At 65.9% G+C, this 24,809-nt stretch carries 18 protein-coding genes; 9 read left to right on the plus strand and 9 right to left on the minus strand.

Translation table 11 applies throughout. From position 1 onward, the window contains the following. The first annotated feature begins 131 nt into the window (after positions 1-131). The 6 genes from KUH32_RS00005 (at position 132) to KUH32_RS00030 (ending at position 6,890) form a co-directional block, all read left to right on the plus strand. Positions 132-812, plus strand: a complete 681-nt coding sequence (locus KUH32_RS00005) for an adenylate kinase (protein WP_217778185.1) — start codon at positions 132-134, stop codon at positions 810-812. 59 nt (positions 813-871) lie between these two features. Further along, a complete protein-coding gene (locus KUH32_RS00010) occupies positions 872-1,150 on the plus strand; it encodes a DUF4212 domain-containing protein (protein WP_217776030.1) in 279 nt (92 codons plus the stop codon). A gap of 4 nt (positions 1,151-1,154) precedes the next feature. Further along, positions 1,155-2,936 (plus strand): sodium:solute symporter family protein, encoded by a 1,782-nt coding sequence (locus KUH32_RS00015; protein ID WP_217776031.1) that lies wholly within the window; start codon positions 1,155-1,157, stop codon positions 2,934-2,936. Between the two features lie 136 nt (positions 2,937-3,072). Further along, positions 3,073-4,896: a DUF294 nucleotidyltransferase-like domain-containing protein gene (locus KUH32_RS00020; RefSeq protein WP_217778187.1), complete on the plus strand. Its 1,824-nt coding sequence runs from the start codon at positions 3,073-3,075 to the stop codon at positions 4,894-4,896. 82 nt (positions 4,897-4,978) lie between these two features. Beyond that, positions 4,979-5,479: a hypothetical protein gene (locus KUH32_RS00025; RefSeq protein WP_217776032.1), complete on the plus strand. Its 501-nt coding sequence runs from the start codon at positions 4,979-4,981 to the stop codon at positions 5,477-5,479. 1 nt (position 5,480) lies between these two features. After that, the gene (locus KUH32_RS00030; protein ID WP_217776033.1) at positions 5,481-6,890 is read left to right on the plus strand and encodes a 3'-5' exonuclease; all 1,410 of its coding nucleotides are present in this window, start codon (positions 5,481-5,483) and stop codon (positions 6,888-6,890) included. 6 nt (positions 6,891-6,896) lie between these two features. On the opposite strand, the gene KUH32_RS00035 is transcribed toward KUH32_RS00030, so the two are convergent. From KUH32_RS00035 to KUH32_RS00060, 6 genes are read right to left on the minus strand one after another with little or no spacing between them, the layout of a single operon-like run. After that, positions 6,897-8,543, minus strand: coding sequence for a thiamine pyrophosphate-binding protein (locus KUH32_RS00035; protein ID WP_217776034.1), 1,647 nt, complete (start codon positions 8,541-8,543; stop codon positions 6,897-6,899). A gap of 59 nt (positions 8,544-8,602) precedes the next feature. Beyond that, the gene (locus KUH32_RS00040; RefSeq protein ID WP_217776035.1) at positions 8,603-9,424 is read right to left on the minus strand and encodes a metallophosphoesterase; all 822 of its coding nucleotides are present in this window, start codon (positions 9,422-9,424) and stop codon (positions 8,603-8,605) included. Positions 9,425-9,434: 10 nt separating this feature from the next. Continuing rightward, complete coding sequence (locus KUH32_RS00045) at positions 9,435-10,973, minus strand: trimethylamine methyltransferase family protein (RefSeq protein WP_217776036.1); 1,539 nt, start codon at positions 10,971-10,973, stop codon at positions 9,435-9,437. After that, positions 10,970-11,800: an isocitrate lyase/PEP mutase family protein gene (locus tag KUH32_RS00050; RefSeq protein ID WP_217776037.1), complete on the minus strand. Its 831-nt coding sequence runs from the start codon at positions 11,798-11,800 to the stop codon at positions 10,970-10,972. Before KUH32_RS00050 ends, KUH32_RS00045 begins: the two co-directional genes overlap by 4 nt. After that, positions 11,797-14,235, minus strand: coding sequence for a GcvT family protein (locus KUH32_RS00055; RefSeq protein ID WP_217776038.1), 2,439 nt, complete (start codon positions 14,233-14,235; stop codon positions 11,797-11,799). The genes KUH32_RS00050 and KUH32_RS00055 overlap by 4 nt, the downstream gene beginning before the upstream one ends. Beyond that, the gene (locus KUH32_RS00060; protein WP_217776039.1) at positions 14,232-16,679 is read right to left on the minus strand and encodes a GcvT family protein; all 2,448 of its coding nucleotides are present in this window, start codon (positions 16,677-16,679) and stop codon (positions 14,232-14,234) included. Before KUH32_RS00060 ends, KUH32_RS00055 begins: the two co-directional genes overlap by 4 nt. Before the next feature lie 105 nt (positions 16,680-16,784). Here KUH32_RS00060 and KUH32_RS00065 point away from each other — a divergent pair, with 105 nt between their 5' ends. Further along, on the plus strand, positions 16,785-17,642 hold the full coding sequence (locus KUH32_RS00065; RefSeq protein WP_217776040.1) for a LysR family transcriptional regulator: 858 nt from the start codon (positions 16,785-16,787) through the stop codon (positions 17,640-17,642). 23 nt (positions 17,643-17,665) lie between these two features. Here the strand turns inward: KUH32_RS00065 and KUH32_RS00070 are convergent, their stop codons facing one another. Then, positions 17,666-18,610, minus strand: a complete 945-nt coding sequence (locus KUH32_RS00070) for an NAD(P)-dependent oxidoreductase (RefSeq protein ID WP_217778189.1) — start codon at positions 18,608-18,610, stop codon at positions 17,666-17,668. A 225-nt stretch (positions 18,611-18,835) separates the two neighbouring features. Here KUH32_RS00070 and KUH32_RS00075 point away from each other — a divergent pair, with 225 nt between their 5' ends. Together KUH32_RS00075 and KUH32_RS00080 are read left to right on the plus strand one after the other, a co-directional pair. Continuing rightward, on the plus strand, positions 18,836-20,233 hold the full coding sequence (locus KUH32_RS00075) for a selenium-binding family protein (protein WP_217776041.1): 1,398 nt from the start codon (positions 18,836-18,838) through the stop codon (positions 20,231-20,233). 81 nt (positions 20,234-20,314) lie between these two features. Beyond that, positions 20,315-20,896 (plus strand): hypothetical protein, encoded by a 582-nt coding sequence (locus KUH32_RS00080; protein WP_254899023.1) that lies wholly within the window; start codon positions 20,315-20,317, stop codon positions 20,894-20,896. Between the two features lie 32 nt (positions 20,897-20,928). On the opposite strand, the gene KUH32_RS00085 is transcribed toward KUH32_RS00080, so the two are convergent. Both KUH32_RS00085 and KUH32_RS00090 read right to left on the minus strand, forming a co-directional pair. Further along, positions 20,929-22,320 carry a UbiD family decarboxylase gene (locus tag KUH32_RS00085; protein WP_217776043.1) on the minus strand — a complete coding sequence of 464 codons (1,392 nt, stop codon included), beginning with the start codon at positions 22,318-22,320 and terminating at the stop codon, positions 20,929-20,931. Beyond that, complete coding sequence (locus KUH32_RS00090) at positions 22,307-24,754, minus strand: efflux RND transporter permease subunit (RefSeq protein ID WP_217776044.1); 2,448 nt, start codon at positions 24,752-24,754, stop codon at positions 22,307-22,309. Before KUH32_RS00090 ends, KUH32_RS00085 begins: the two co-directional genes overlap by 14 nt. Between the last annotated feature and the right edge of the window lie 55 nt (positions 24,755-24,809).

Here is a 24,809-nt window from a genome sequence, read left to right on the forward strand (position 1 = left end):
AAGATCATGCGCCGCATCCTGCGCAAGATCGCCGAAAACGACTACGGCGCCCTCGGAGACACCTCGACACTCGCCGAACCCGCCGTCGTCGACGACCTCATCGAAAACAGAATGAACAGGGGCGAGGCATGATGGACGGCGCCGACACCCCTGCCCCCGTGCTGATCCTGCTGGGGCCTCCGGGCGCCGGCAAGGGCACCCAGGCGCGGATGCTGGAAGAGGCTTTCGGCCTTGTCCAGTTGTCCACCGGCGATCTGCTGCGCGCAGCCGTCGCCGCCGGCACCGAGGCCGGCCGGCAGGCCAAGGCGGTGATGGAAGCGGGCGACCTGGTCAGCGACGAGATCGTCATCGCCATCCTGCGCGACCGGCTGGCCGATCCCGATTGCGCCGGCGGCGTGATCCTGGACGGATTCCCGCGCACCACGGTGCAGGCGCAGGCGCTGGACGCGCTGCTGGCCGAGACCGGGCAAGCCATCAACGCCGCGATCAGCCTGGACGTGGACGATGCCGCGATGGTCACCCGCATCTCGGGCCGGTTCACCTGCGGCAATTGCGGTGAAGGTTATCACGACACGTTCAAGGCGCCGGCCAAGCCCGATGTCTGCGACAAGTGCGGCGGCACCGAGATGAAGCGCCGTGCCGATGACAACGCCGAAACCGTGGCATCGCGGCTCGAGGCCTATCACGCGCAAACCGCGCCGCTTATCGATTACTACGCCCGGACCGGCGCGCTGAAGCGCGTCGATGCGATGGGCGCCATCACCGACATCGCCGCCGAACTCGGCTCGATCGTTCGCCAGGCCACGGCCTGAGCGGGAGGGAACCGCCTGCCCGACGGGCAGGCAAACGGAGGAAGAGGAGGACCCGCGACATGGCGGACCAAACATCTCAAAGCGCAAGCGCCGAGTCCGACAAGGGCTATTGGGCGGCCAACGTGCGCATCATCGTCATCAGCCTGATCATCTGGGCGCTGGTGAGCTTCGGCTTCGGCATCCTGCTGCGGCCAGTGCTGTCCGGCATCAGCGTGGGCGGCACCGACCTGGGCTTCTGGTTCGCCCAGCAAGGCTCGATCATCGTCTTCCTGGCGCTGATCTTCTTCTATGCCTGGCGGATGAACAAGCTCGACAAAGAATACGGCGTCGAGGAGTAACGTCATGGATCAGTATACCCTTAACCTGCTGGTCGTGGGCGCCACCTTCGCGCTCTATATCGGCATCGCGATCTGGGCCCGCGCGGGTTCCACGTCGGAATTCTATGCCGCCTCGCGCGGCGTGCACCCGGTCACCAACGGGATGGCCACCGCGGCCGACTGGATGTCGGCGGCCTCGTTCATCTCGATGGCCGGCCTGCTGGCCTTCGGTGGCTATGGCGCGTCGTCCTTCCTGATGGGCTGGACCGGCGGCTACGTGCTGCTGGCGCTGCTGCTTGCACCCTACCTGCGCAAGTTCGGCAAGTTCACGGTGCCGGAATTCATAGGCGACCGGTTCTACAGCCCGACCGCGCGCATGGTGGCGGTGATCTGCCTGATCGTCGCCTCGGTGACCTACGTGATCGGCCAGATGACCGGTGTCGGCGTGGCGTTCTCGCGCTTCCTCGAAGTCGAGGTGTCGACCGGTCTGTTCATCGGCGCGGCCGTGGTGTTCATGTATGCCGTCCTTGGCGGCATGAAGGGCATCACCTACACCCAGGTCGCCCAGTACGTGGTGCTCATCACCGCCTACACGATCCCGGCGATCTTCATCTCGCTGCAGCTGACCGGCAACCCGATCCCGGGTCTCGGCCTGTTCGGCGACCACACCGCGTCGGGCCAGCCGCTGCTGGAACGTCTCGACCAGGTGGTGCAGGATCTGGGCTTTGCCGCCTACACCGTTCAGGATGGCACCCCGTCGGCCGTCATCAACATGACGCTGTTCACCTTCTCGCTGATGATCGGCACCGCGGGTCTGCCGCACGTCATCATCCGCTTCTTCACCGTGCCGCGCGTGGCCGATGCCCGCTGGTCCGCCGGCTGGGCGCTGGTCTTCATCGCGCTGCTTTACCTGACCGCCCCGGCGGTGGGCGCGATGGCGCGGCTGAACATCATGGACACGCTCTGGCCGAATGGCGTTCAGGGCGAAGCCATGGCGATCGAGGAAGCGCCTGACTGGATGGAAACCTGGGCCACCACCGGCCTGCTGGGCTGGGAAGACAAGAACGGCGACGGCCGCATCCAGTATTACAACGACGCCAATGCCGACATGCAGGCGGTGGCGGCCGAGCGCGGCTGGCAGGGCAATGAACTGACCAACTTCAACCGCGACATCCTGGTTCTGGCCAACCCCGAGATCGCACAGCTTCCGGGCTGGGTGATCGCGCTGGTGGCGGCGGGCGGCCTTGCGGCGGCGCTGTCGACGGCGGCGGGCCTGTTGCTGGCGATCTCGTCGGCGATCAGCCACGACCTGATCAAGGGTCAGTTGAACCCCGGCATCTCGGAAAAGGGCGAGCTTCTGGCGGCGCGGATCTCGATGGCGGTGGCCATCGGCGTGGCGACCTATCTGGGGCTCAACCCGCCGGGCTTTGCCGCGCAGACCGTGGCCCTGGCCTTTGGCCTGGCAGCGGCCTCGATCTTCCCGGCGCTGATGATGGGGATCTTCTCGACCCGCATCAACAACAAGGGTGCGGTCGCGGGGATGCTGGCCGGCCTGGTCTTCACGCTGGTCTACATCTTCCTGCACAAGGGCTGGTTCTTCATCCCCGACACCAACAGCTTCCCCGACACGATCTCGGGTTCGTTGCTGGGCATCCAGTCCACGGCCATCGGTTCGGTCGGCGCGCTGATCAACTTCGCGGTCGCCTACTTCGTGTCGAACGCGACCGAGGACACGCCGCAGGAGATCAAGGACCTGGTCGAAAGCGTGCGTATCCCGCGCGGTGCCGGCGCCGCGGTGGATCACTGAGACCCGCATGCCCCGGCTTGGTGCCGGGGCAACGCATCAACACCGGGCGGGGCGTCGCTGCGACGGCCCGCCCTCTTCATTTCACCACCCATCACGGGATAGGACGATGACGACGCGCCTTGATCCGGGGATTGCCATGCCTCTCGACCTGCCCGCCCTCAGCCGTTTCCTGAGCAGCGTTCACCCCTATGACGCGCTGCCCAGTGAAACGCTGGACAGGTTGTCGCCGCTATTCGAATCGCGATCCGTCGCGGCGGGCGATCCGATTTATCCGCTGGGCCAACCGCTCGAAGGGCTGTTCCTGATCCACGAGGGCCAGGTCGAGGTATCCGACGAGAACGGTGTGCCCGTCTCGATCCTGGGCGCCCGCAATTCCTTTGGCGAACGCGGCCTGATGCGCGACGGCCTGGCCATGACCTCGGCCCGTGCCCTCGCAGATACCCGGCTGCTGCTGCTGCCGGCCGCCGCGTTCCACGATCTGGTCGGCTCGGAACCCGCGGCGCGGCGCTTTTTCGACCGCACCCGCACGCCCAAGCCGCAAAAGGCCGACCTGACCACGACGCGGGTCGAGACACTGATGGCCGCCGATCCGCTGACCTGCCGGCCCGACACCCCGGTACAGGAGGCCGCGCGCAAGATGCGCGATCGCCGTGTGTCGTCGATCTGCGTGACCGAAGACGGCCGCTTGCGCGGCATCGTCACGATCCGCGATCTTTCGGGCAAGGTGGTGGCGGACGGGCTTTCGCTCAACACCGCCGCCGCCCAGATCATGACGCCCGATCCCGTCACCCTGCCGCCCTCGGCCATCGGCTCGGACGTGTTGCACATGATGATGGAGCGGCGCATCGGCCATGTTCCGGTGACCGAGGCCGGCAGGCTGGTGGGCATCGTCACCCAGACCGACCTGACCCGGTTCCAGGCGGTCAGCTCGGCCGAACTGGTGCGCGATATCGCGCGGGCCGGCACCGCCGAAGACATGGCCAAGGTCACGGCGCGCATTCCCCAGCTGCTGGTGCAGCTGGTCGGCGGCGGCAACCGGCACGAAGTGGTGACGCGGCTGATCACCGATGTCGCCGACACGGTGACGCGGCGCCTGCTGGCCCTGGCCGAAGCCGAGTTCGGCCCGCCGCCGGTGCCCTATCTGTGGCTGGCCTGCGGCAGCCAGGGGCGGCAGGAACAGACCGGCGTCAGCGACCAGGACAACTGCCTGATCCTGTCCGACGACCACCAGCCGGAGCATGCGGGCTATTTCGAGCGACTGGCCAATTTCGTCTGCGACGGCCTGAACACCTGCGGCTACGTCTTCTGCCCCGGCGACATGATGGCCAGCAACCCGCGCTGGCGTCAGCCGCTGCGGGTCTGGCGCAAATACTTCGCCGGCTGGATCGCCAAACCGGACCCCGAGGCACAGATGCTGGCGTCGGTGATGTTCGACCTGAGGCCGATCGGCGGCGCGATGGCGCTTTGGGGCGATCTGCAGGCCGAAACACTGGCCGCGGCCTCGAAGAACTCGATCTTCGTCGCACACATGATATCGAACTCGCTCAAGCACACACCGCCACTGGGGTTGCTGCGCGGGTTCGCGACGATCCGGTCGGGCGAACACAAGAACCAGCTCGACCTCAAGCATAACGGCGTGGTGCCGGTGGTCGACCTGGGCCGGGTCTATGCGCTGCAGGGCCGTCTGGCCGAGGTCAATACCCGCGCCCGGCTGCAAGCGGCCGTCGCCGCCGGGGTGCTGAGCGGATCGGGCGGACAGGATCTGCTGGATGCCTACGACCTGATCGCCGAAACCCGGCTGGAACACCAGGCGACGCAAATCAGGGCCGGCCGCGAGCCGGACAATTTCCTGGCGCCCGCCGATCTGTCGGATTTCGAACGCAGCCATTTGCGCGACGCCTTCGTCGTGGTCAAATCGCTGCAATCGGCCGTCGGTCACGGGCGCGGAATGCTGAGCTGAAGCCGCAAATTCCTGGGGAGGAATTTGCAAAACTCTTGCAAGAGTTTTGCGGACGGCGCGGGAAGGAATGGGAGGAGGAGCGATGCTTTTCGAATTGATCGGCGTATTCGTCGCAGGCTTTGCCGGGGCCGGCGCGATGATGCTCTTGCTGCGTCTGACGCGCAACCGCCTGCCCCGTTGGCTGATCCCGGTCGGCGCGGGCGCCGCGATGCTCGCGGCGACGATTTCCAGCGAATACAGCTGGTATTCCCGCACCTCGGCCGCTTTGCCGGACGGGCTGGTCGTGGCGCAGTCGATCGCCGACAGCGCGCCCTGGCGGCCCTGGACCTATGCCGTGCCGATGGTCGACCGTTTCGTGGCCGTCGATCTGGACCACCTGCGGCCCAACAGCCAGACCGAGGGGCTGTTCCTCGCCGATCTGTATTTCTTCGGACGCTGGAAACCGGTCCAGTCCGTCGAGGTCATGGTGGATTGCGCCGGCCTGCGCCGCGCCGATCCCGCGCTTGGCGACGGATCCGAACCGGTCTGGCGCGATGTCGGCGGCGACGATCCGGTCGTCGCGGCGGTCTGTGCGGAGGTCTGACATGATCACCCGTCTCAGCCTGCGTCTTCGCATCTTCCTGTTCTTCGTCCTGTTGGGACTGGGCGGCACGGCTGCGGCGCTGCTGGCGTTGTGGTTCGGCCATGCCCGCGCCCTGGACACCGGCGTCACGAACGGCTTCACCTTCGCTGCCGTGCTGTCGGCCCTGTTCATTCTCGCGCTGACCACCGGCGTCTGGCTTTTGTTCGACGAGAACGTCGCGAAGCCGATCGAGAAGCTGGCCACCGGAATGCGGGCCCGCGCCCATGCCGGGGTCGAGGCCAAAGTCGACACCCATGCCGCGCGCTACCTGGGCGATCTTGCGCCGGCGGCCTCGGCCGTATCGCGGCAATTGTCGGACAGCGCGATGGAGACCGCTCGGCGGGTCGCGCAGGAAACCGCGCGGCTGACATCCGAGCGCGAACGATTGACCGCTCTGCTGACCGAAATCCCCGTCGCGATCCTGATGATCGGTCCGGACGGGCGGATCGTGCTTTACGACGGTCAAGCCGCCGAGGTCTTGTCGCAGATCGGGGTGCCGCGTCTGAACGCGCCGCTGGTCGAGTATTTCGAGCCATCCAGCCTGGAGCCCGCGTTCGAGAAGCTGCGCAAGACCGGCAGGGAAGTCGCCTTTACCGCCGTGGGCGTGGATCACGCCCAGCACTACGGGGCCCGGCTGAAGCCGCTCGAGGATGGCGGCGCGATGATGGTGATCGACGACGCCGTGGCCGATATCGCCCCCGCCGCCGCGCGCCCGCTGGTCTACGATTTCGACCTGCTCGACCGCGCCGCCCCTGCCGCCATGGAAGACACTGCGCTGCGCAACCTCATCTTTTCGGTCTTCGACACCGAGACGACGGGCCTGCTGCCGCACAAGGACGAGATCGTCCAGATCGGCGCGGTGCGCGTGCTGAACGGGCGCATCGTTCCGGGCGAGATCATCGACCAGCTGGTCGATCCCGGCATGCCGATCCCGCCCGCCTCGACCGCGGTGCACAAGGTGACCGATGCGATGGTGTCGGGCCAGCCGGACATCGCGGTGGCGGCGCGGCGCTTTCACCGGTTTTGCCAGGATGCGGTGATCGTGGCGCATAACGCGCCGTTCGACATGGCGTTTCTGCGCCGTCATCAGACCCGGTCGGGCGTCACATGGGAACACCCGATCCTCGATACCGTGTTGTTGTCGGCGGTGATCTACGGCACCACCGAGAAGCACACGCTGGATGCGCTGTGCGAGCGGCTCGACGTCACCATCCCGTCCGAGCTGCGCCACACCGCCCTGGGTGACGCCCGGGCCACCGCCGAGGTTCTGGTGCGGCTGATCCCGATGCTCGAGGCCAAGGGGCTGGACACTTTCGGGAAGGTGATCGAGGAAACCCGCCGCCACGGGCGGTTGCTCGAGGACCTGAACTAGCCCCGGTTATCCGCCGGCCCGGATCTGGCTCAGCGTGGCGCGTGGGGTCAGCGCCTCCTTGTCCACGACCAGGTCAAGCAGCGCACCGTTCGGCGCCGCCAGCGCACGGGCGAAGGCATCGGGAAAATCCGCGGTGGCCTCGACCCGTTCGGCTTCCAGCCCATAGGCGCGGCCCAGCCCGACGAAATCGGGATTGACGATCTCGGTGCCGCTGATCCGGCCGGGGTAGTGGCGTTCCTGGTGCATGCGGATCGTGCCGTAGGTGCCGTTGTTGACGACCAGCACGACCGGCGCGGCGCCGGCCTGTGTGGCCGTTGCCAATTCCTGCCCGGTCATCTGGAAATCACCGTCTCCGGCAAAGCAGATCACCTGACGATCGGGGAAATTGACCTTGGCGGCGACCGCGGCGGGCACGCCATAGCCCATCGCCCCGGCCTGCGGTGCAAGCAGGCGGTGTTTGTGGCCGAAGCGAAAGAACTTGCCCGACCAGATCGCGAAATTGCCCGCGCCGTTGGTCAGGATCGCGTCGTCGTCCAGAACGGTGCGCAGATGCGCCATGACCGCGGCCATATCGACCGGGCCGGGCTGCGCCGGCACATCGAAGAACGCGTCATAGCCGGCCCGGGCCGCGCGGCACCAATCCTGCCAACCGCCCCGCACCCGTTGCGGCAGCGCCCGGGCAAAGGCGTTGGACCCCGCGTGAATGCCGATCGCGGGCTTGTAGACCTTGCCCAATTCGCGGTCGCTGACATGGACGTGGATCAGGTTTTGCCGCGGTTCGGGGACGTCCAGCAAGGTGTAGCCATCGGTGACGTTTTCGCCGAACCGCGTGCCGATGGCCAGCAGCACATCGGCCTCGCGCATCAGCCGTTTCACCTGGGGCGACATGCCGACGCTGGCATCGCCGGAATAGACCGGTGAGTGGTTATCGAACATGTCCTGATAGCGGAACGCCGCGATGACCGGGATGTCGCTGGCTTCGGCAAAGCCCTGCAGCGCCGCCTTGCCGTCTTCGGACCAATCGGCGCCACCGATCAGGATCAGCGGGCGTTCGGCCCGTTCCAGAAGCGCGACCGCTTCGGCCATGGCCGCCGGATCGGGTGACGGTGCGGCGATGCGCGGCGGTCCGGACAGGGGCACGGCCTCGGTCGCGGCGACAAGCATGTCTTCGGGCAGGGCCACGACCACCGGGCCAGGCCGTCCGGTAACGGCGGTGGTCCAGGCCCGCGCGACGATCTCGGGAATGCGCGCCACGTCGTCGATCTCGACCACCCATTTCGCCATGGTGCCGAACACCGCGCGGTAATCCAGTTCCTGGAAAGCCTCGCGCCCCTTCATCCCGGTCGCGACCTGGCCCACGAAAAGGATCATCGGCGTGCTGTCCTGCATCGCCGTATGCACACCGATCGCGGCGTTGGCGGCACCGGGGCCGCGGGTGACGAAACAGATGCCGGGCTTGCCCGTCAGCTTGCCCTCGGCCGCGGCCATGAAGGCGGCGCCACCTTCTTGCCGGCACAGCACGAAATCCAGCTTGCCCGCCCGGTCGTGCAGCGCGTCCAGCACTGCCAGATAGCTTTCCCCCGGTACTCCGTAGCCCCGTCGCGCGCCAAGCGCGATCAGGCAATCGGCCAGCAATTCCCCTCCGGTGCGCATTCAATCCTCCCCGACTGCGTCGCCTCTTGTCCCGCGAAGCGCGCACAGGCGCAAGCCAGTCAGTCGGCCGGTTTTGCCCAGGCGTCCCAATTGTTGGCGTGCTGCGTGACATGACCGTCGAAGGCGAAGGGAAACTGGTGCACCACCACGTCCTCGCCCCGCAGCAGCAGCACACGGTAGGACGGCTCGAGCGCCGCCATCGGGGATGTGTCGGACGGTGCGAGGCTGGGCAGGGTCTGGTGCAGCGTCGAAGGCACGCCGGAAAACGCGATACCGGCCAAGGTGCCCGACAGCGGTTCGTGCACATGGCCAAAGCACAGATGCACGATCTTGTGCGCATGGGTGATCAGGATCGTGCGCAACGCGGCCTGGTCGGCGTCGTTCAGCGACAGCATGTCCGTGGACGGGTCGCCCAGATGCAGCGGGTTGTGGTGGAAAAAGACCAAGGCCCGATCGCATCCGGCCAATTGATCGGCAAGCCAGTCGCGGCGTTGCGCGCAGAAATGGCCGGCATGGGTGCGCGGTTCCACCGTGTCGCAATAGATCAGCCGCAGCCCGCCCAGATCCTCGGCATGGTTGACAAAGCCCGCCCGGTCGCGCGGTTGGTCCGGGAAGGCGTTCAGGAACGTGGCGCGGTCGTCGTGGTTGCCGATCATCAGCCGCACCGGAACCGGAAAGCCGGTCAGCGCGGCATGCAGCGCATCATAGGCGGCGGGATCGCCCCAATGCGCCAGATCGCCGGTGATGACCAGCCGGTCGGCAACTGCATGGTGGTCGGCGATATGGCGCAACGCCTGCGCCAGCCGCGCATGGGGATCCAGCCCTTCGACCAGCGCGCCGGGCGGGCCGAGATGCAGGTCCGACAGATGCACCAGCCGCATCGCGCCCGGCTTAGAAATGGATCGGCCAGCGGGCGCGGATCGCGCGGTCCAGTTCGCGCGGCATCAGCGATCCGGTGCTGTCCAGGATCGCCTGCTTGCGCGCCACCGCATTGGCCAGCAGATCGGGCTTTTTCGCTTCCTCCCATTCCTTGGGGCTCATCCGGTTGCCGAGTTTGGGATAGGTATATTCGGTCTGCATCAGCGCCAGGGTCTGATCGGTGCCCAGGTAATGGCCCGGACCGCCAAGGCAGACCGCCTTCATCGCATCCAGGCTCACGCTGTCCTCGGTCACGTCGATGCCGCGCACCGCGCGCAGCGCCTGGCCCAGGATGTCGTCGCCCAGCACCAGGCTTTCCAGGCAGAAGCCCAGCAGCGAGGCATGCATGCCGACGGCCTCGTAGACCATGTTGAGCCCGGCCAGCCCCGCCATCACGTTGGTGATGCCCTGTTCCCAGCCCGCCTGCATGTCCGGCAGCTTGCTGTCGGAAATGCCGGCCGCCGCGCCTCCGGGCAGACCGTAGAACCGGTGCATCTGCGCGCAGCCCGCGGTCAGCAGCGCCTGTTCGGCCGACCCGCCCGACATCGCCCCGGTGCGCAGGTCGCTGACGAAGGGCCATGTGCCGAAGATCGCAGGGTGGCCCGGCGCGATGGAATTGACATAGACCACGCCGGCCAGGCATTCGGCCACCGCCTGCACGATGGCCAGCGCGATGGGCGCGGGCGCCGTCGCCCCCGCCTGCCCCGCCGACAGCAGCAGCACCGGCATGCCCGCGCGGATGCAGTGTTCCATCGCGACGCAGCTTTCCTCGGCGAATTTCATCGGCGGCACGACGAAGCAATTGGAATTCGAGATGAAGGGGCGTGCCCGCCAGGCATCCTCGCCGCCCGCGATCTCGTGGATCAGGTCCATGCAGGGTGCCACATGGGACGGCTCGGAAAAGGATGTGCCGATGTGTTTCGACGTGCCCGAGACACAGGCATAGACGGTGTTGAGGTCCATCTGCAGGTTGTCGGTGATGTCCCGGGCGACCATGCAGCGCTGAAAGAAATGCACGTTGTCCAGTTGTTCGACGATGCGCGCGGCATCGTAGAGATCCTGGATCGTGCTGTCGCGGTAGGTGCGGTTGATCGGATCGACCAGGTGCACGGCCGCGCCGGCGGTGCCGAAATAGACGCGGTTCTCTTCGAGCAGCAGGTCGTGCTTTGGGTTGCGGGCGTTCAGCGTGATGTTGCGCGCCGCCTTGGCCAGCATGTCCTCGACCAGCGCCCGGGGAAAGCGCAGACGGCCATCATCGCCCTGGATCGCGCCCGCCGCCGTCATCGCCTCGACGCCGGATTGCGGCGCCTGGCTCAGGCCGATCTCCTCGAGCGCCTGCAACGCCGCCTCGTGGATGCGGGCGACCTGGGCATCGGTCAGGGGCTTGTATTGCCCGCCCTTCATGCCCGGGCGGATGGGCCGGATCTCTTCGGCCAGCGGCGCGGCGCGCAAGGCGACGCGGGCGGACCGACCGCCCGAGCGGCGGGATTTCTGTTCGGTGGATATGTTCATGTCGGGCCTCCCCCCGTCAGAAACGCGTCGATCTCGTCGGAGCTGGCGCCTGCCTTCAACCCGGTGAAATCGCCTTGACCCAGGATCGTGGCCATCACGTCGCGAATGGCGGCATGGGTCACGTGTGCCATCTGGCTGCCCAGTGACACGCGACGCACGCCCAGCGACCGGAACGCGTCCAGCGGCAGGTCGCGCAGCGGCCCGGCGGCCAACGCGTTGACCGGCGCATTCACAGACTGGACGACCTTGGCCAGTTCGGCGCGCCCGGGCGGCACCGGCAGATAGAGACAATGCGCCCCGACAGCCTCGAAGGCTTGCAGGCGTCGGATGCCTTCGTCGAGATCGTAGACCTCGTTCATCACGCCATCGGCGCGCGCGGTCAGCACGAAGGGACGCCCGAGCGCCCGCGCCGCCGCGACCCCGGCGCGGATGCGCTCGACCGCAAGATCGAAATCATAGGCCGCCAGGTCGCCTTCGGCGCGGATGTCCTCGATCCCGCAACCAGACAGGCCGATCTCTCCCGCCAGCCGCACGGTTTCGGCCACGTCCTCGGGCGCGTCGCCGAAACCGTTTTCGAAATCCCCCGAAACCGGCAATGGCGTGGCCGCCAGGATTGCGGCGGCATGCGCCAGCGCTTCGTCGCGCGTCACGCCCCCCATGTCCAGCCGGCCAAGGGTAAAGGCATGCGCGGCCGACGATGTCGCCAGCGCTTGGGCGCCGAGAGCGGCCATCATCTTTGCCGAACCCGCGCACCAGGGGTTGGGCATCACGAAACAGCCCTGCCCGTGCAAGGTGGCAAAGCGGTCGTGGCGATCGGCAAGTGTCATGTCCGGATCCTTTCGGCCCTCGGATCGTAGAGCGGTTTCAGACTGGCCCTCGCGGCGTGCCGCACACCCGCCACCTCGATTTCATAGGTCGCGCCGAGAACCTCTTCGGCGCTCTGCCCCTCGCAAGGCACATAGCCCAGCCCGATCGCGCCTCCGAGCGCGTGGCCGTAATTGCCCGACGTGGTGATCCCGATGATCTGCCCGTCGCGCACCAGTGCCTCGTTGTGGAACAGCATCGGCGCGGGATCGTGCAGCTGGAACTGCACAAGGCGCCGCGCCGGGCCGGTCTGTTTCTTGCGCAGAAAGGCCTCGCGCCCGATGAAATCACCCTTGTCGGGTTTGACCGCGAAACCGAGACCGGCCTCGAGCACATGGTCCTCGTCGGTGATGTCGTGGCCGAAATGGCGGAACGCCTTTTCGATGCGGCAACTGTCCAGCGTGTGCAGGCCGCACAACGTGATCTCGGGCGCGGCCTCGATCAGCGTCTCGAACGCGTGGGCTGCCATGTCCGTGGAGACGTAAAGCTCCCAGCCCAGTTCGCCGACATAGGTCACGCGGTGGGCCCGCACGAGACCCAGGCCCAGTTCGATCTCGCGCGCCGTTCCGAACGGAAAGGCGTCATTGCCGAAATCGTCGGGGCTGACCTTTTGCATCACCGCGCGCGCTTGCGGCCCCATCAGGCAGAACACCGACTCGGCAGTGGTCATGTCGGTGATGACGGCGAACGCGTCCCCGACATGCCGTCGCAGCCAGGCCAGGTCGCGTTGCACCGTGGCGGCGGGCACGACCAGCAGGAACGCCGTTTCGGACAGGCGCGTCACGGTCAGGTCGCATTCGATCCCGCCCCGGTCGTTCAGCATCTGGGTATAGACGATGCGGCCCGCATCCACGTCCATGTCGTTGGCGCAGACCCGTTGCAGAAAGGCCAGCGCATCGCGCCCTTCGACGCGGATCTTGCCGAACGATGTCATGTCGAACAGGCCGACGCCTTGGCGCACTGCCATGTGTTCGGCGCGGTGGTTGTCGAACCAGTTCTGGCCGTTCCAGTCATAGCGGTATTCCCGCTCTTGCCCGTCGCGGGCGAACCAGTTGGCGCGTTCCCAGCCCGCCACCTCGCCGAAGACCGCGCCGCGCGCCTTGAGGTGGTCGTGGATCGGCGACCGGCGCACGCCGCGCGCGGTTTCGACCTGGCGATAGGGGTAATGGTCGGCATAGAGCAGGCCCAGGGTTTCGGTGACGCGCTCGCGCAGGTAGCGGCGGTTGCGCTGGAACGGCTGGGCGCGGCGGATGTCGACATCCCACAGATCGAAGGGCGGTGTGCCTTCGTCCATCCATTGGGCCAGCGCCATGCCCGCGCCGCCCGAGGATACGATGCCGATCGAGTTGTAGCCCGCCGCCACCCAGTAGCCCGACAGTGCCGGGGCCTCGCCTAGGTAATACCGGTCGTCGGGGGTAAAGCTTTCGGGACCGTTGAAGAAGGTGTGCACACCCGCGGTCTCGAACAGCGGCATGCGGCGCGTGGCCATGTCGAGGATCGGCTCGAAATGCTCGAAATCCTCGGGAAGGCTATCGAATTCAAAGGTTTCCGGGATGCCGTTCATACCCCAGGGCTTGGCCTTGGGCTCGAACGCGCCCAGCATCATCTTGCCGGCGTCGGATTTGTAATAGGCGCATTCGTCCGGCACCCGCAGAACCGGCAGATGTCCAAGCCCGTCAATGGGTTCAGTGACGAGGTAGAAGTGTTCGCAAGCGTGCAGCGGCAGCGTCACACCCGAGGCGGCGGCCAGGTCGCGCCCCCACATGCCGCCGCAATTGACCACAAGACCCGCCGTTATGTGGCTGATTTCACCGTTCATTTCGACATCGACGCCAGTCACCGCGCCGCGATCGTCGGTGACGCGGACAACCTTGGCGCCCTCGACGATCTGCGCGCCCTTCATCCGTGCACCCTTGGCGAGCGCCATGGCGATATTGGCCGGATCGCATTGGCCGTCGCCGGGCAGATGCACCGCGGCGACCACGTCATCCACATTCAGATGCGGATACATCGCCTTGACATCGCGGCTTGATACCTCGTCCACGGCAACGCCGAAGGCACGCGCCAGCGAAGCCTGGCGCAGGATTTCCTCGCGCCGGTGTTCGGTCAGGGCGACGGTCAGCGAACCCACCATGCGCATGCCGGTGGCGACGCCGGTTTCTGCCTCCAGTCGCTGGTAGAGTTCGGCCGAATACTTGGCCAGGCGCGTCATGTTCTGGTTGGCGCGCAGTTGTCCGATCAGTCCGGCAGCGTGCCAGGTGGTGCCGCAGGTCAGCCGCTTGCGTTCCAGCAGCACGATGTCGGTCCAGCCGCGCTGCGCCAGGTGGTAGGCCACCGAACAGCCCGAGACACCGCCGCCGATGATGACGACGCGGGCTTCACGCGGAAGCGCGGTCATGCCCGCAGCCTTTCGTTCTGCGGATCCCAGATCGGGCCGTCCGGCAGGATCTCGGCCTGGCGACGTTCACCGAAGATCTCGACCTCGACCGATCCGCCCGGTACGGCCAGGTCCGGCCGCAGCATGGCCAACGCGACCGAATGCCCGACCCGGTAGCCCCAGGCGCCCGACGTGGTTTCGCCCACCACGCTGCCATTGTGCCACAGTGTCGACATGTAGGGGGCATCGGCAGCGCCCGCGTCGACCTTGAGCGAGACGAAGCGCTTTTTCACACCACGCTGCTTTTCGGCCAGCAGCGCCGCCTTGCCGGGGAAATCCTGCGGCTTGTCGAAGCGGATGAACCGGTCGAGACCGCCCTCCAGCAGGGTATAGTCGGTCGACAGATCGCCTTTCCAGGCGCGGTAGCCTTTCTCGATCCGCAAGGCGTTCAACGCGTACATGCCGAAGGGCACGGCGCCGGCGCCCAGAACCGCCTCGTACAGTGCCGGGATGTCGGCATTGGCCGCGTGGATCTCCCAGCCCAGTTCACCGGCGAAGGACACCCGCGCCAACCCGCATTCCACCCCGCCGATCCGCGCGGTCTGCACCGACAGCCAGGGCAGCGACAGGTCGGCCTGGGTTCCGATGGCTTCGAAAAGCGTGCGGGATTTCGGTCCGGTGACGATGAGCGTCGAGAAGTCGCGCGTGCGGTCGGTGATCGTGACGGCGTCGGGCTTGTCGGCCAGCAGGATGTCGCGGTCGTGCCATTGCGCGGTGGCGGCGGTGATCAGCATGTAGTGATCGTCGCCATGTGCCATCACGCTCATCTCGGTCAGGATCCGGCCGCGGCTGTCGGGGAAATAGGCCAGCGTCATCCGGCCGGGTTTCGGCAAGCCCCCGGCGATCTTGCCCAGCAGCCAGTCGGCGGCGCCCGGCCCCCGAACGTCGAAACGCGAAAAACCCGGCAGGTCCAGCACGCCCACCCCGTCGCGCACCGCCTCGCATTCCTCGCGGATGCGGGCTTCCCACGGTCCCGCGCGATCCCAGGTCTGGGTCGCCTCTTCGGAGGTATCGTCGCCCGGCCTGGCGAACCAGTTGGCGCGTTCCCAGCCGTTATAGGCGCCCATCACGCCGCCCAGTTCCAGCACCTTGTCATGCACCGGCGACAGCTTGCGGTCGCGCGCTGCGGGCCATTCATGGTGCGGGAAATGCATGGCGTATTCGTGGCCATAGACCTCGATGGCCTTGTCGATGCAGTATTGCTGGTCGGTGTAATCGGTATACCGGCGCGGATCGGTGGCCCACATGTCCCACTCGGTCTCGCCTTGGGTGACCCATTCCGCCAGCACCTTGCCCGCGCCGCCCGCCTGGGTGATGCCGAAGGTGAACACACAGGCCTCGTAGGCGTTGGGCACCCCCGGCATCGGGCCAAGCAGCGGCAAGCCGTCCGGCGCGTAGGGGATCGGGCCGTTGATCACCCGGCCCACACCAGCCGTGCCCAGGATCGGGACGCGGGCCATGGCGTCTTCGATATACCATTCCAGGCGTTCGAGGTCGTCTGGGTATAGCTGGAAGCTGAAATCCTCGGGCATCGGATCATCGGGCGTGATCCAGTGCGCCTTGCAGTTTCGTTCATAGGGGCCAAGATTCAGGCCGTTCTTGTCCTGGCGCAGGTAATACGAGCTGTCGACATCGCGCAGCAGAGGAACCTTGCGGCCGTTTTCCCTGGTCCAGGCTTGCAGTTCGGGGATTTCCTCGGTCAGGAAATACTGGTGCGACATCACCGCCATCGGCACGGTGCGGCCGCCGAAGGGCTTGAACCACTCACCGACCCGCTGGGCATAATAGCCCGCGGCGTTCACGACCTTTTCGCAGCGGATATCGCCCTTGTCGGTATGCACGATCCATTCGCCGCCCTCGCGGCTGATGCCGGTGGCGCCGCAGAAGCGTTCGATATGCGCGCCCATCTGGCGCGCGCCCTTGGCAAGGGCCTGGGTCAGCTGGGCCGGGTCGATATCGCCATCGTCGGGATCCCACAGCGCGCCCGCGAGGTCGTGGGTTTCGAGGAACGGATAACGATCCTTGAGATCGCCGACCTGCATCATCTCCAGATCAAGCCCCTGGTAGCGACCCATCGACCGCGCGCGTTCGAATTCCATCATCCGCTCTCGCGTATGACCCAGGCGGATCGATCCGGTGACATGGTAGTTCATCGGGTAATCGACTTCGTCGGCGAGCCCCGCATAGAGCCGCAGCGAATAACGCTGCATGTTCATCACCGCCCAAGAGGTGCTGAAGGACGGGCAATTGCCGGCGGCGTGCCAGGTGGACCCCGCGGTCAGTTCGTTCTTTTCGATGAGGACGCAATCTGTCCAGCCCATCTTGGCCAGATGATACAGGCTCGACGCGCCCACCGCGCCCCCACCGATGATGACCACGCGCGCCGTACTGGGCAATCCCGCCATTGCGTCTCTCCCTGTTGGTTGTCGCGATATCTTTCCGCCCTTCCGCGCGCCGTTCAATTCAGTAGACTGGCGGTCATTGATCGGATTATCCGATTAGGAGCCGCGATGCAGATCGAGTTGATCGACACCTTTCTGGACCTGTGCGAGACGCGCAGCTTCAACCGGACCGCCGAACGGCTGGGGGTGACGCAGTCCACCGTTTCGGGGCGGATCAAGGCGCTGGAGCGGGCGGTGGGCGAAAGCCTGCTCAGCCGGTCGCGGGCGGGGACCGAGCTGACCACGGCGGGGATGCGGTTTGCGCCGCACGCGCGCCACGTCCGGCTGCTGTGGACCGAAGCGCTGCATGCCACGCGGCAAAGGGATGGCGGCGCGCTGACCATGCGCATCGCCATCCAGCACGATCTGATGGAGAACCACATCGCCGACTGGATCACCGCGCTGCGCGACAGCCTGCCCGGCAGCGCCTTTTACGTCGAAGCCGACTATTCGGTGCAGATGTGCCGCGACATGGTGTCGGGCGATCTGGACCTGGGCATCCTGTTCACCCCCTCGGGCCATCCCGACCTGCATTTCGAAAGCCTGGGCGAGGTGGTCTATCGCATGGTGTCGACCGACACCGACACGCTGGTCGGGGTTAAGGGCAATCGGTATATCCTGCCCAACTACTCGCCTGCCTTCGCCCACAGCCATGCCGAATTGCTGCCCAGGCTGTCGCGCGGCGCGGTGTCGAGCGGACAGGGCGGGGTGATCCGCGGACTTCTCAGCGCGCTTGGCGGCAGCACCTACCTGCTGGATGAGACCGCCCGCGCGCTGGTGGCATCGGGCGAGGCGCGGTTCGTCTCGGACGCGCCGCGCATCGCGCAAAGTGTCTATGCCGGCGCGCATCTGCGCTATCGCCACCGCCCGGCCTATCGCCGGATGATCCGGGTGCTGCGCGGTCAGGTCCGGTCGGATACAGGCTAGGCGGGCTTTTCCGCCCGACCGTCTCAGCGCCGTACCACCACCTCGTAACCCGGTTCCTCGGGTTCGTCGTCGACCAGTTCCATCGGAAAGCCCGGCGCGGTGACCGACAGGCCCGTCGCCTCTTCCAGCCGTTCTATCATCCGGTCCGATTGCGCGCGGTCGCCATAGCGTTTCTGGCCATCGCTCATCATCGCGATCATCAACGGCGAAATCTCCAGCGGCACGCCGCGCGCATCGGCGAGTTTCTGGAACAGGCCGATATCCTTCTGCACCAGGTCCATGGTGAAATTCACGTCGCGCGAGCCTGACAGGATCAGCTGGCTTTCGGTCTCGTGGACAAAGGAATTGCCGGAACTGAGCTTGATCGCCTCGTAGGTCGTGGCCAGGTCGATCCCCTCGGCCGCCATCACCGTCAGCGCCTCGCACAGCGTCAGCAGATGTGCGGTGGCCAGGTAATTGGTCATCACCTTGAGCTTGGATGCCGTGCCGAAAGGCCCGGTGTGCAGGATGCGGCGGCCAAGCTTCTGCATGAGTGGAAAGACATGATCGAACGTCGCCCGGTCACCGCTGACCAGAATCGAGATGTTGCCGGTGTCGGCACGGTGACAGCCGCCCGAGACCGGGCATTCCGCCGCCGCGCCGCCGCGTTCAGCGACCTGCGCGGCCTGGCGCTGGATCAGGTCGGCATCGGTGGTCGACATCTCGATCCAGGTCTTGCCAGGTCCGATCTCGGGCAGCATCTGGGCCAAAACCGCGTCCGAGGCTGCCGGGTTGGGCAAACAGGTGATGACGGTGTCACAGGCCCGCATCAGGGCCGCGGGGCTATCGGCCCGCCCGGCCCCGCGCGCCACGAAATCCGCAACGCGCCCGGCATCCAGATCGAACACCGTCAGGTCCGTGTCATTCCGCAAAAGGCTACCCGCCAGCTTGCCGCCGACGCTGCCCAATCCGATGAAGCCCACTTTCATGATCGTCACTCCGAAGTTTCCGTCACCGTGGCGCAGCATCGCCGTCATGCAAAGACCCTGGGGCGACAGATCGCGTCGCAAACGCGCATGGTTGCGCAGGCGAACGCGCGCGCGCCTTGAAATGTCTGCGCGGGTTTTCTTGCTCCGAATCTCATTGTTTGCCACCGTCGCCCGGTGCGCAGAACAAAATTCCAATCGCACAATCATATCAGGGAGGAAGTACTTATGAACCTAAGGCCCGACCCGACATTCTATCCCACGCCGAAAATCGCCATGGAGGCCCCGCCCGAGACGCTGGCCTTTACGTTGATGCTGAGCCCCGATGGATCGCAACCGGATGGATTGGCGGTGGTCGACGTGAACCCGAAATCCGAAAGCTATGGCAAGATCGTCCACCAGGTCATCATGCCGAACAAGGGCGACGAGTTTCACCATTTCGGATGGAACGCCTGTTCATCCTCGCTGTCGCCGCTGTCGGGCCATGCCTTTCTCGAACGGCGGTACCTGATCATCCCCGGCATCCGGTCCAGCCGCATCTACGTCATCGACGTCAAGGAACCGCTCAAGGCCAAGATCCACAAGATCATCGAACCCGAAGAAGTCTTTGCCAAAACGGGCTATTCCCGCCCCCATACGATTCATTGCGGCCCCGAGGGCATCTATGTCAGCACGCTGGGCGGCGGCGGCAAGGACGGCATGGACGGCCCCCCGGGCATCTTCATCATGGATTGCGAAACCTTCGAGATCCTGGGCCGCTACGAGATGGACCGGGGGCAGCAGGACAAGCACTACGATTTCTGGTGGAACCTGCCGCGCGACTACATGGTCAGCTCCGAATGGGGCCTGCCGCCGCAATTCGAGAACGGGATCGTGCCCGAGGATCTGTTGTCGAACAAATACGGCCACAAGATCCATTTCTGGAACCTGCGCCAGCGCAAGAACGTCCAGACCATCGACCTTGGCGAAAACCACCAGATGGCGCTGGAAATCCGGCCCGCGCATGACCCGGCCAAGGATTACGGTTTTGTCGGCGTGGTGGTGGACACGACCAATCTGCAAGGGGCGATCTTTACCTGGTGGCAGAAGGATGACGGCACCTTCGAGGCGAAGAAGACCATCACGATCGACCCGCAGCCGGCCGATGCCGACGATTTGCCGGACCTGCTCAAGGGTTTCGGCGCGGTGCCGCCGCTGGTGACGGATATCGACCTGAGCCTGGACGACAAATATCTTTACGTCGCCTGCTGGGGCCAGGGCGAGATGCATCAATACGACGTGTCGGACCCGATGAACCCGAAACTGGCCGGAAAGGTCGAAATCGGCGGTATCGTCAAGAAGACCAAGCACCCCAACGGCAAGGAGTTCGGCTATGGGCCGCAGATGGTCGAGATCAGTCGGGACGGCAAGCGGGTCTACTGGACCAACTCGCTTTATTCGACCTGGGACGACCAGTTCTATCCGGGCGACCGCGGCGCGGCGATGGTGATGGCCCGGAACGAGGGCGGCAAGTTCGCACTGGATCCCGATTTCTGGGTCGAATTCCCCAAGGGTTACCGCAGCCACCAGATCCGCCTGGAAGGTGGCGACTGTTCGACCGACAGCTTCTGCTATCCCTCCGTCTGAGGCGTGCAGGACGTGACATCGGCGACAGCCCTTTGGTGGGCTGTCGTCGCTTCGGGCATCTACCATGGCGTCAATCCCGGCATGGGCTGGCCGCTGGCGGTATCGTCGGCGCTGATGGAGCGCAGCCGCGGCGCGCTTTACAAGGCGCTGGCGGCGCTGGCGGCGGGACACATGCTGGCGATGGCGGCGATCCTGTTCCCGTTTGCCGTGCTGTTCGTGCTGGTCGACTGGCAGCGCGAGATCCAGATCGGCGCAGCGCTGCTGGTGATCGGGCTCGGCCTCTACCTGCTGGTCAACCGTCGTCATCCGCGTTTTCTGGCCCGCGTGCCGCCGTCGCGACTGGCGCTGTGGTCGTTCCTGGTGGCGATGGCGCATGGCGCGGGGCTGATGCTGGTGCCGATCTACCTGGGCATTTGCGCCACCGTCGAAACCGATGCCGGCCATGCCGCAGCCGATGCCCTGATCGGCGGCAACGCGGCAGTCGCGCTGGCCGTCGCGCTTGTCCACACGGCGGCCATGGCGCTTTCGGGCGGAATCTTCGCCGCCGGTGTGTACCACTGGCTGGGTTTGAAATTCCTGTCCCGCAGCTGGATCAACCTCGATGTCGTCTGGGCCTGCAGCCTGATCCTGGTCGGCGCAGTGGCTCTGGTGGCCACGCATTGATCCGCACCGGCGCGTGAAAACCTCTGGAACGGTCAAAAGCTGCGTTGTGCCGCGTTCTCCAATCCCGGCGGCACGGTCGCATCGATCCAGCACCGGGCTGGAGCGTGGCCGGTCGCCTCGACCCAGGCTTCGGTCTGGGACGGGTCCATGCGAAGGGGCGCCAGATCTTCGATCATGCCGACGGCGCGGGCCAGCGTGCAGCGTGTGGTCAGCGCCCAGAGCACGTCTTCGTCGCAGGTCAGGTCCACATCCTCGTCGACATAGATCACGGTCTTGGTGAACGGCATCACGGCCATGAGATGCCGCGTCAACGCCCCGAGATCGCAACGCGCGGTGGCGCCGGGGGCAAGAGCCGCGTACAGCAACAGCATTCCGCCACCGGCCGGGGCATAGCGCAGATCGCGCAAGGGCGTATCCGGTGGCAGGGCCAGGGCCTGCGCCAATGCCCCGCCCAATCCCAGGATCGCCGATTGTTCGCGCCCGGGCCCAAGCGTCGCCTGCAGAACGGCGCCGGGACGTTGGGTGATGGCGGTGACCTCGACCACCTGCAAAACGGCGCCGGCATGGCCATCGTAGCCCAGGAATTCCGGCATGGTGACGCCGGCCGGACGGTCGCCGATCGTTTCGTCGCAGGTCTGCGCGCTCAGCCGCCCGTGCAGAACGAATTCGCTGTCGGGCAGACAGGCTGCACCGGCCAATCCCGGCGCAACCGCCACTGCCTGCCCCGCAAGCGCGCCGGCCAGCGTCAGCTTGTCGAAGCGTTGCGGCAGATGCGCCGTCGCAGTGGCCGAGGCAACGGCGACGGCCGGGGAAACACCGATATTGATGCTGATGGGCAGATCCCGCCCTTCGGCCCAGGCGGCTTGTCCGAGGGCACGCAGCGCCCGGCTGGCCAGCATCGATATGCCCAGCCGCGTGTCGTCCAGCACCAGCATCCGGTGCGCCGACAGCGCCAGGTCAGCGCCGCCCTGCCCGGCGATGACGAAGCCCATGGTCACGTAGGGGCCGGCATCGCGCGGGGTGATCTTGGGAAACGGCAGGCGCGACAAGGCGACCCGTTTCCACTTTTCTTGGTCCAGCGGTGCCGGGCGCGGCGCGATCGGCTGCAGCTTTGCGACCGCCGACGGCCATCCGCCGGCTTCGAGGCCGGGCAGCCAGCCGCGCAGGCGCCGTTCGCAACCGTAAAGACCGAGCAGCAGATCGGGACCCTCTGGCTGGCGATACAGAACCGCCGGTTCCGACGCGCTGCGCGGCCTTGCAGGCACGGCCGCGTGGGCAAGGGCAAAGTCGCGGCAGGCCGCATCAGGAGACAGGCCCCGCTTGACCAACAGACGGCCCGGATGTTCCGGACCGTCTTGCAGCGTGGCGAAAGCCGTGCGCATGTCGCGCACGGCCTCTTTGATCGGGTTCTCAGGCCGTGGCATCGGCCAGAACCGGCTCGAACCTCGTCGGACGGGCAGCCGCCGCCTTGCGGATACGATCGTAGACGATCAGCACCGCCGGACCGATGAAGACCTCGGACAGCAGCGCCAGGGCCGCACCCGCCGCCATCAGCAACCCGAAGCTCTGGATGTTCGACATCGACGACAGTGTGAAAACCGCGAAGCCCGCCATCACGACGATGGTCGTGGTGAAGATCGCGCGGCCGATCTCGGACATCGCACCGCCGATCGCATCCTCCATCCGGGCACCGGCAGCCAGCCGGTCACGAACGTTGTGGAAGAAATGCAGCGTGTCGTCGACGATCAGGCCGGTGATGATGCCACCGATCAGCACGGTGAAGGTGTCCAGCGGGATACCGAGATAGCCCATGACCCCCAGCAGCACCGCGAAGGGCGCAACATTGGGCACCATGCTGACCAGGCCCAGACCGACCGAACGCAGCGCGACGGCCATCATCGCCGTCACCAGCACCAACGCCAGTGCATAGGACACCGTCATGCTGTCCAGAACCTTTTTCGACGTCTTGGCCAGCAGCGCGATCAGGCCGGTGCTTTCGACCGAAGCGGTGTCACCAAGCGCAGCTTCGAACCGGCTTTCGATGGTTTCGATGACATTGGTGTAGAGCTTGGCTTCCAGCCAGGGCGTCTGGAACGACACCCGGCCCGAGGAATAGTCCATCGACACGTAACGCTTCATGTCGTCGATGCCCTGCCCCTCAAGCAGCAAGAGCTGGTCCCAGATCTGTTCCTGGCCGGGAATGCGCAGTTCCGCCGGATCGCCGTCGTTGATGGCCTGGTTGGTCTCTTCGATGAACGAGATGATCGAGGTGTGCCGACCGATCGGGATAGCCACCGCATCGTAGGATTCGCGGGCCGTGGCCTCGACCGTCTTGAGCAACGTCTCGTCACGGAAATCCCGGCCTTCGGTCGGCGTGATCACCATTTCCAGGTTCACCGTGCCCATGAAATTCGCATCGATGAATTCGGTCGACTGGCGCGCCTGGTTGTCGCCGGGCAGCCACAGCAGCGAGTTGTGCGAATAGCTGAGGTTCGTGATGCCCAGTGCGGCCGTCAGAACGACGGCGCCGCAAACGGCAAGCGTGCGTTCCGGCCGCGTGGCGGCCAGCATCGCGCCACGCTTGAGAACCCGGGCGATAAGGCCCGGCGCGTCGGTTTGCTTGTTCAGATAGCGTTCCGGCAGCGTGCGGAAGACCAGCGTCGCCCAGATCATGGCCAACAGATACGACAGCCCGACCGACACGGTGCCGAACAGGCCCAGGGCAGTAATCGGCGCCAGCGGTGCGGCGGCCAGGCCGATCAGACCGCCTGCGGTCGTCAACGCGGTGAACAGGATCGGGGTGTTCGCCTTCCTGACGGCGATCGCCAGGGCCGTCCGCCCGTCAGGTTCCGATGCCCGTGCCTTGAGCAGCGTCGCGACGAAGTGGATATAGGTGCACAACCCAACCACCAGCGTCATCGGGATCAAGAGCTGCGTCGGCGGGGTCATCGCCGTGCCGGTCGCTGCCAGCGTCGCCAGCGTCGAGAAGATCGCCGTGGCAAAGGACAGGAAGGCACCGATCGCCACCAGGAAAGACCGGTGCAGGACCAGCATCGCCAGAACCGTGATGATCACGCAGGCCAGCGTGAAGCGCGGCATGTCGGTTTCCATCATCCGGACGATTTCCGTAGACAGAACCGGCGAGCCGGCGATGTGGATGCGGAAACCCTCGGTTTCATAGCGTGCCGCGATCTCACGCGCGACGGCGGTCATCTCGGCGTAGTGCGGTGCGCCAAGCAGGGCGCGCTCGGACAGCGGCGTGAATTGCACCGCGCAGGTCAGGCCTTGCGACGGGTCGGGGACGCAATCGGCATTGCCCGGAGCATAGCGATACGGCTCGATCACCACGGCCGCGGTGCTGCCATCGGCCGAAACGATGAAATTCCGGTAGAGCGGCGTGGCGAGAATGCGGTCGCGCAGTTCCTGCGGGTCGCGGCCGCGCGCCAGCATGTTGCGCACTAGCTCCTCGAGATAGACGCCACCGTCCTCATGCTCGATGAACGGGATGTTGTAAGGCGAAAAGATCTCGGACACGTAAGGCACGGTGTCCGCCAGTTCGCGGTGCATCCTGGAGAAGGTGGTCAGGAACTCGGTCGAAAAGACGTTGTCGGATTGCACCGCCACGACGAGGCGGTTGTCCTGACCGAATTCCCGGCGCATCGCATAATAGGTTTCGAGAGCCGGATCGCTTTCATGCATGAAAGCTTCGACGCGGCCATCCTTTTGCAAGGTCGGAAGTTGGGTCGCCACAAGGCCGAAAACGGCAGCAAGCAGCACGATCACGGATTTGATACGGTGGGTGTACACCGTCTGAAGTAGACGCGTCGTCAGGCTTTCGACACGGGAAAGCGGGTTCATGGAACGGGCTCCTGGAACGTCTGGAGGAAACGGGAAGTCGGTACGCGGCGGGATC

It is taken from the genome of Thalassococcus arenae, assembly GCF_019104745.1.
GTDB classification, from domain to species: domain Bacteria; phylum Pseudomonadota; class Alphaproteobacteria; order Rhodobacterales; family Rhodobacteraceae; genus Thalassococcus_B; species Thalassococcus_B arenae.

What these genes read in the sequence shown, in the direction of transcription:
- KUH32_RS00060 (WP_217776039.1), bottom strand. Translation starts at nt 16,679, where the DNA reads ATGGCGGGATTGCCCAGTACGGCGCGCGTGGTCATCATCGGTGGGGGC.
- KUH32_RS00035 (WP_217776034.1), bottom strand. Translation starts at nt 8,543, where the DNA reads ATGCGCACCGGAGGGGAATTGCTGGCCGATTGCCTGATCGCGCTTGGC.
- KUH32_RS00050 (WP_217776037.1), bottom strand. Translation starts at nt 11,800, where the DNA reads ATGACACTTGCCGATCGCCACGACCGCTTTGCCACCTTGCACGGGCAG.
- KUH32_RS00070 (WP_217778189.1), bottom strand. Translation starts at nt 18,610, where the DNA reads ATGAAAGTGGGCTTCATCGGATTGGGCAGCGTCGGCGGCAAGCTGGCG.
- KUH32_RS00040 (WP_217776035.1), bottom strand. Translation starts at nt 9,424, where the DNA reads ATGCGGCTGGTGCATCTGTCGGACCTGCATCTCGGCCCGCCCGGCGCG.
- KUH32_RS00090 (WP_217776044.1), bottom strand. Translation starts at nt 24,754, where the DNA reads ATGAACCCGCTTTCCCGTGTCGAAAGCCTGACGACGCGTCTACTTCAG.
- KUH32_RS00005 (WP_217778185.1), top strand. Translation starts at nt 132, where the DNA reads ATGGACGGCGCCGACACCCCTGCCCCCGTGCTGATCCTGCTGGGGCCT.
- KUH32_RS00015 (WP_217776031.1), top strand. Translation starts at nt 1,155, where the DNA reads ATGGATCAGTATACCCTTAACCTGCTGGTCGTGGGCGCCACCTTCGCG.
- KUH32_RS00080 (WP_254899023.1), top strand. Translation starts at nt 20,315, where the DNA reads ATGGGCTGGCCGCTGGCGGTATCGTCGGCGCTGATGGAGCGCAGCCGC.
- KUH32_RS00085 (WP_217776043.1), bottom strand. Translation starts at nt 22,320, where the DNA reads ATGCCACGGCCTGAGAACCCGATCAAAGAGGCCGTGCGCGACATGCGC.
- KUH32_RS00065 (WP_217776040.1), top strand. Translation starts at nt 16,785, where the DNA reads ATGCAGATCGAGTTGATCGACACCTTTCTGGACCTGTGCGAGACGCGC.
- KUH32_RS00025 (WP_217776032.1), top strand. Translation starts at nt 4,979, where the DNA reads ATGCTTTTCGAATTGATCGGCGTATTCGTCGCAGGCTTTGCCGGGGCC.
- KUH32_RS00030 (WP_217776033.1), top strand. Translation starts at nt 5,481, where the DNA reads ATGATCACCCGTCTCAGCCTGCGTCTTCGCATCTTCCTGTTCTTCGTC.
- KUH32_RS00045 (WP_217776036.1), bottom strand. Translation starts at nt 10,973, where the DNA reads ATGAACATATCCACCGAACAGAAATCCCGCCGCTCGGGCGGTCGGTCC.
- KUH32_RS00010 (WP_217776030.1), top strand. Translation starts at nt 872, where the DNA reads ATGGCGGACCAAACATCTCAAAGCGCAAGCGCCGAGTCCGACAAGGGC.
- KUH32_RS00020 (WP_217778187.1), top strand. Translation starts at nt 3,073, where the DNA reads ATGCCTCTCGACCTGCCCGCCCTCAGCCGTTTCCTGAGCAGCGTTCAC.
- KUH32_RS00075 (WP_217776041.1), top strand. Translation starts at nt 18,836, where the DNA reads ATGAACCTAAGGCCCGACCCGACATTCTATCCCACGCCGAAAATCGCC.
- KUH32_RS00055 (WP_217776038.1), bottom strand. Translation starts at nt 14,235, where the DNA reads ATGACCGCGCTTCCGCGTGAAGCCCGCGTCGTCATCATCGGCGGCGGT.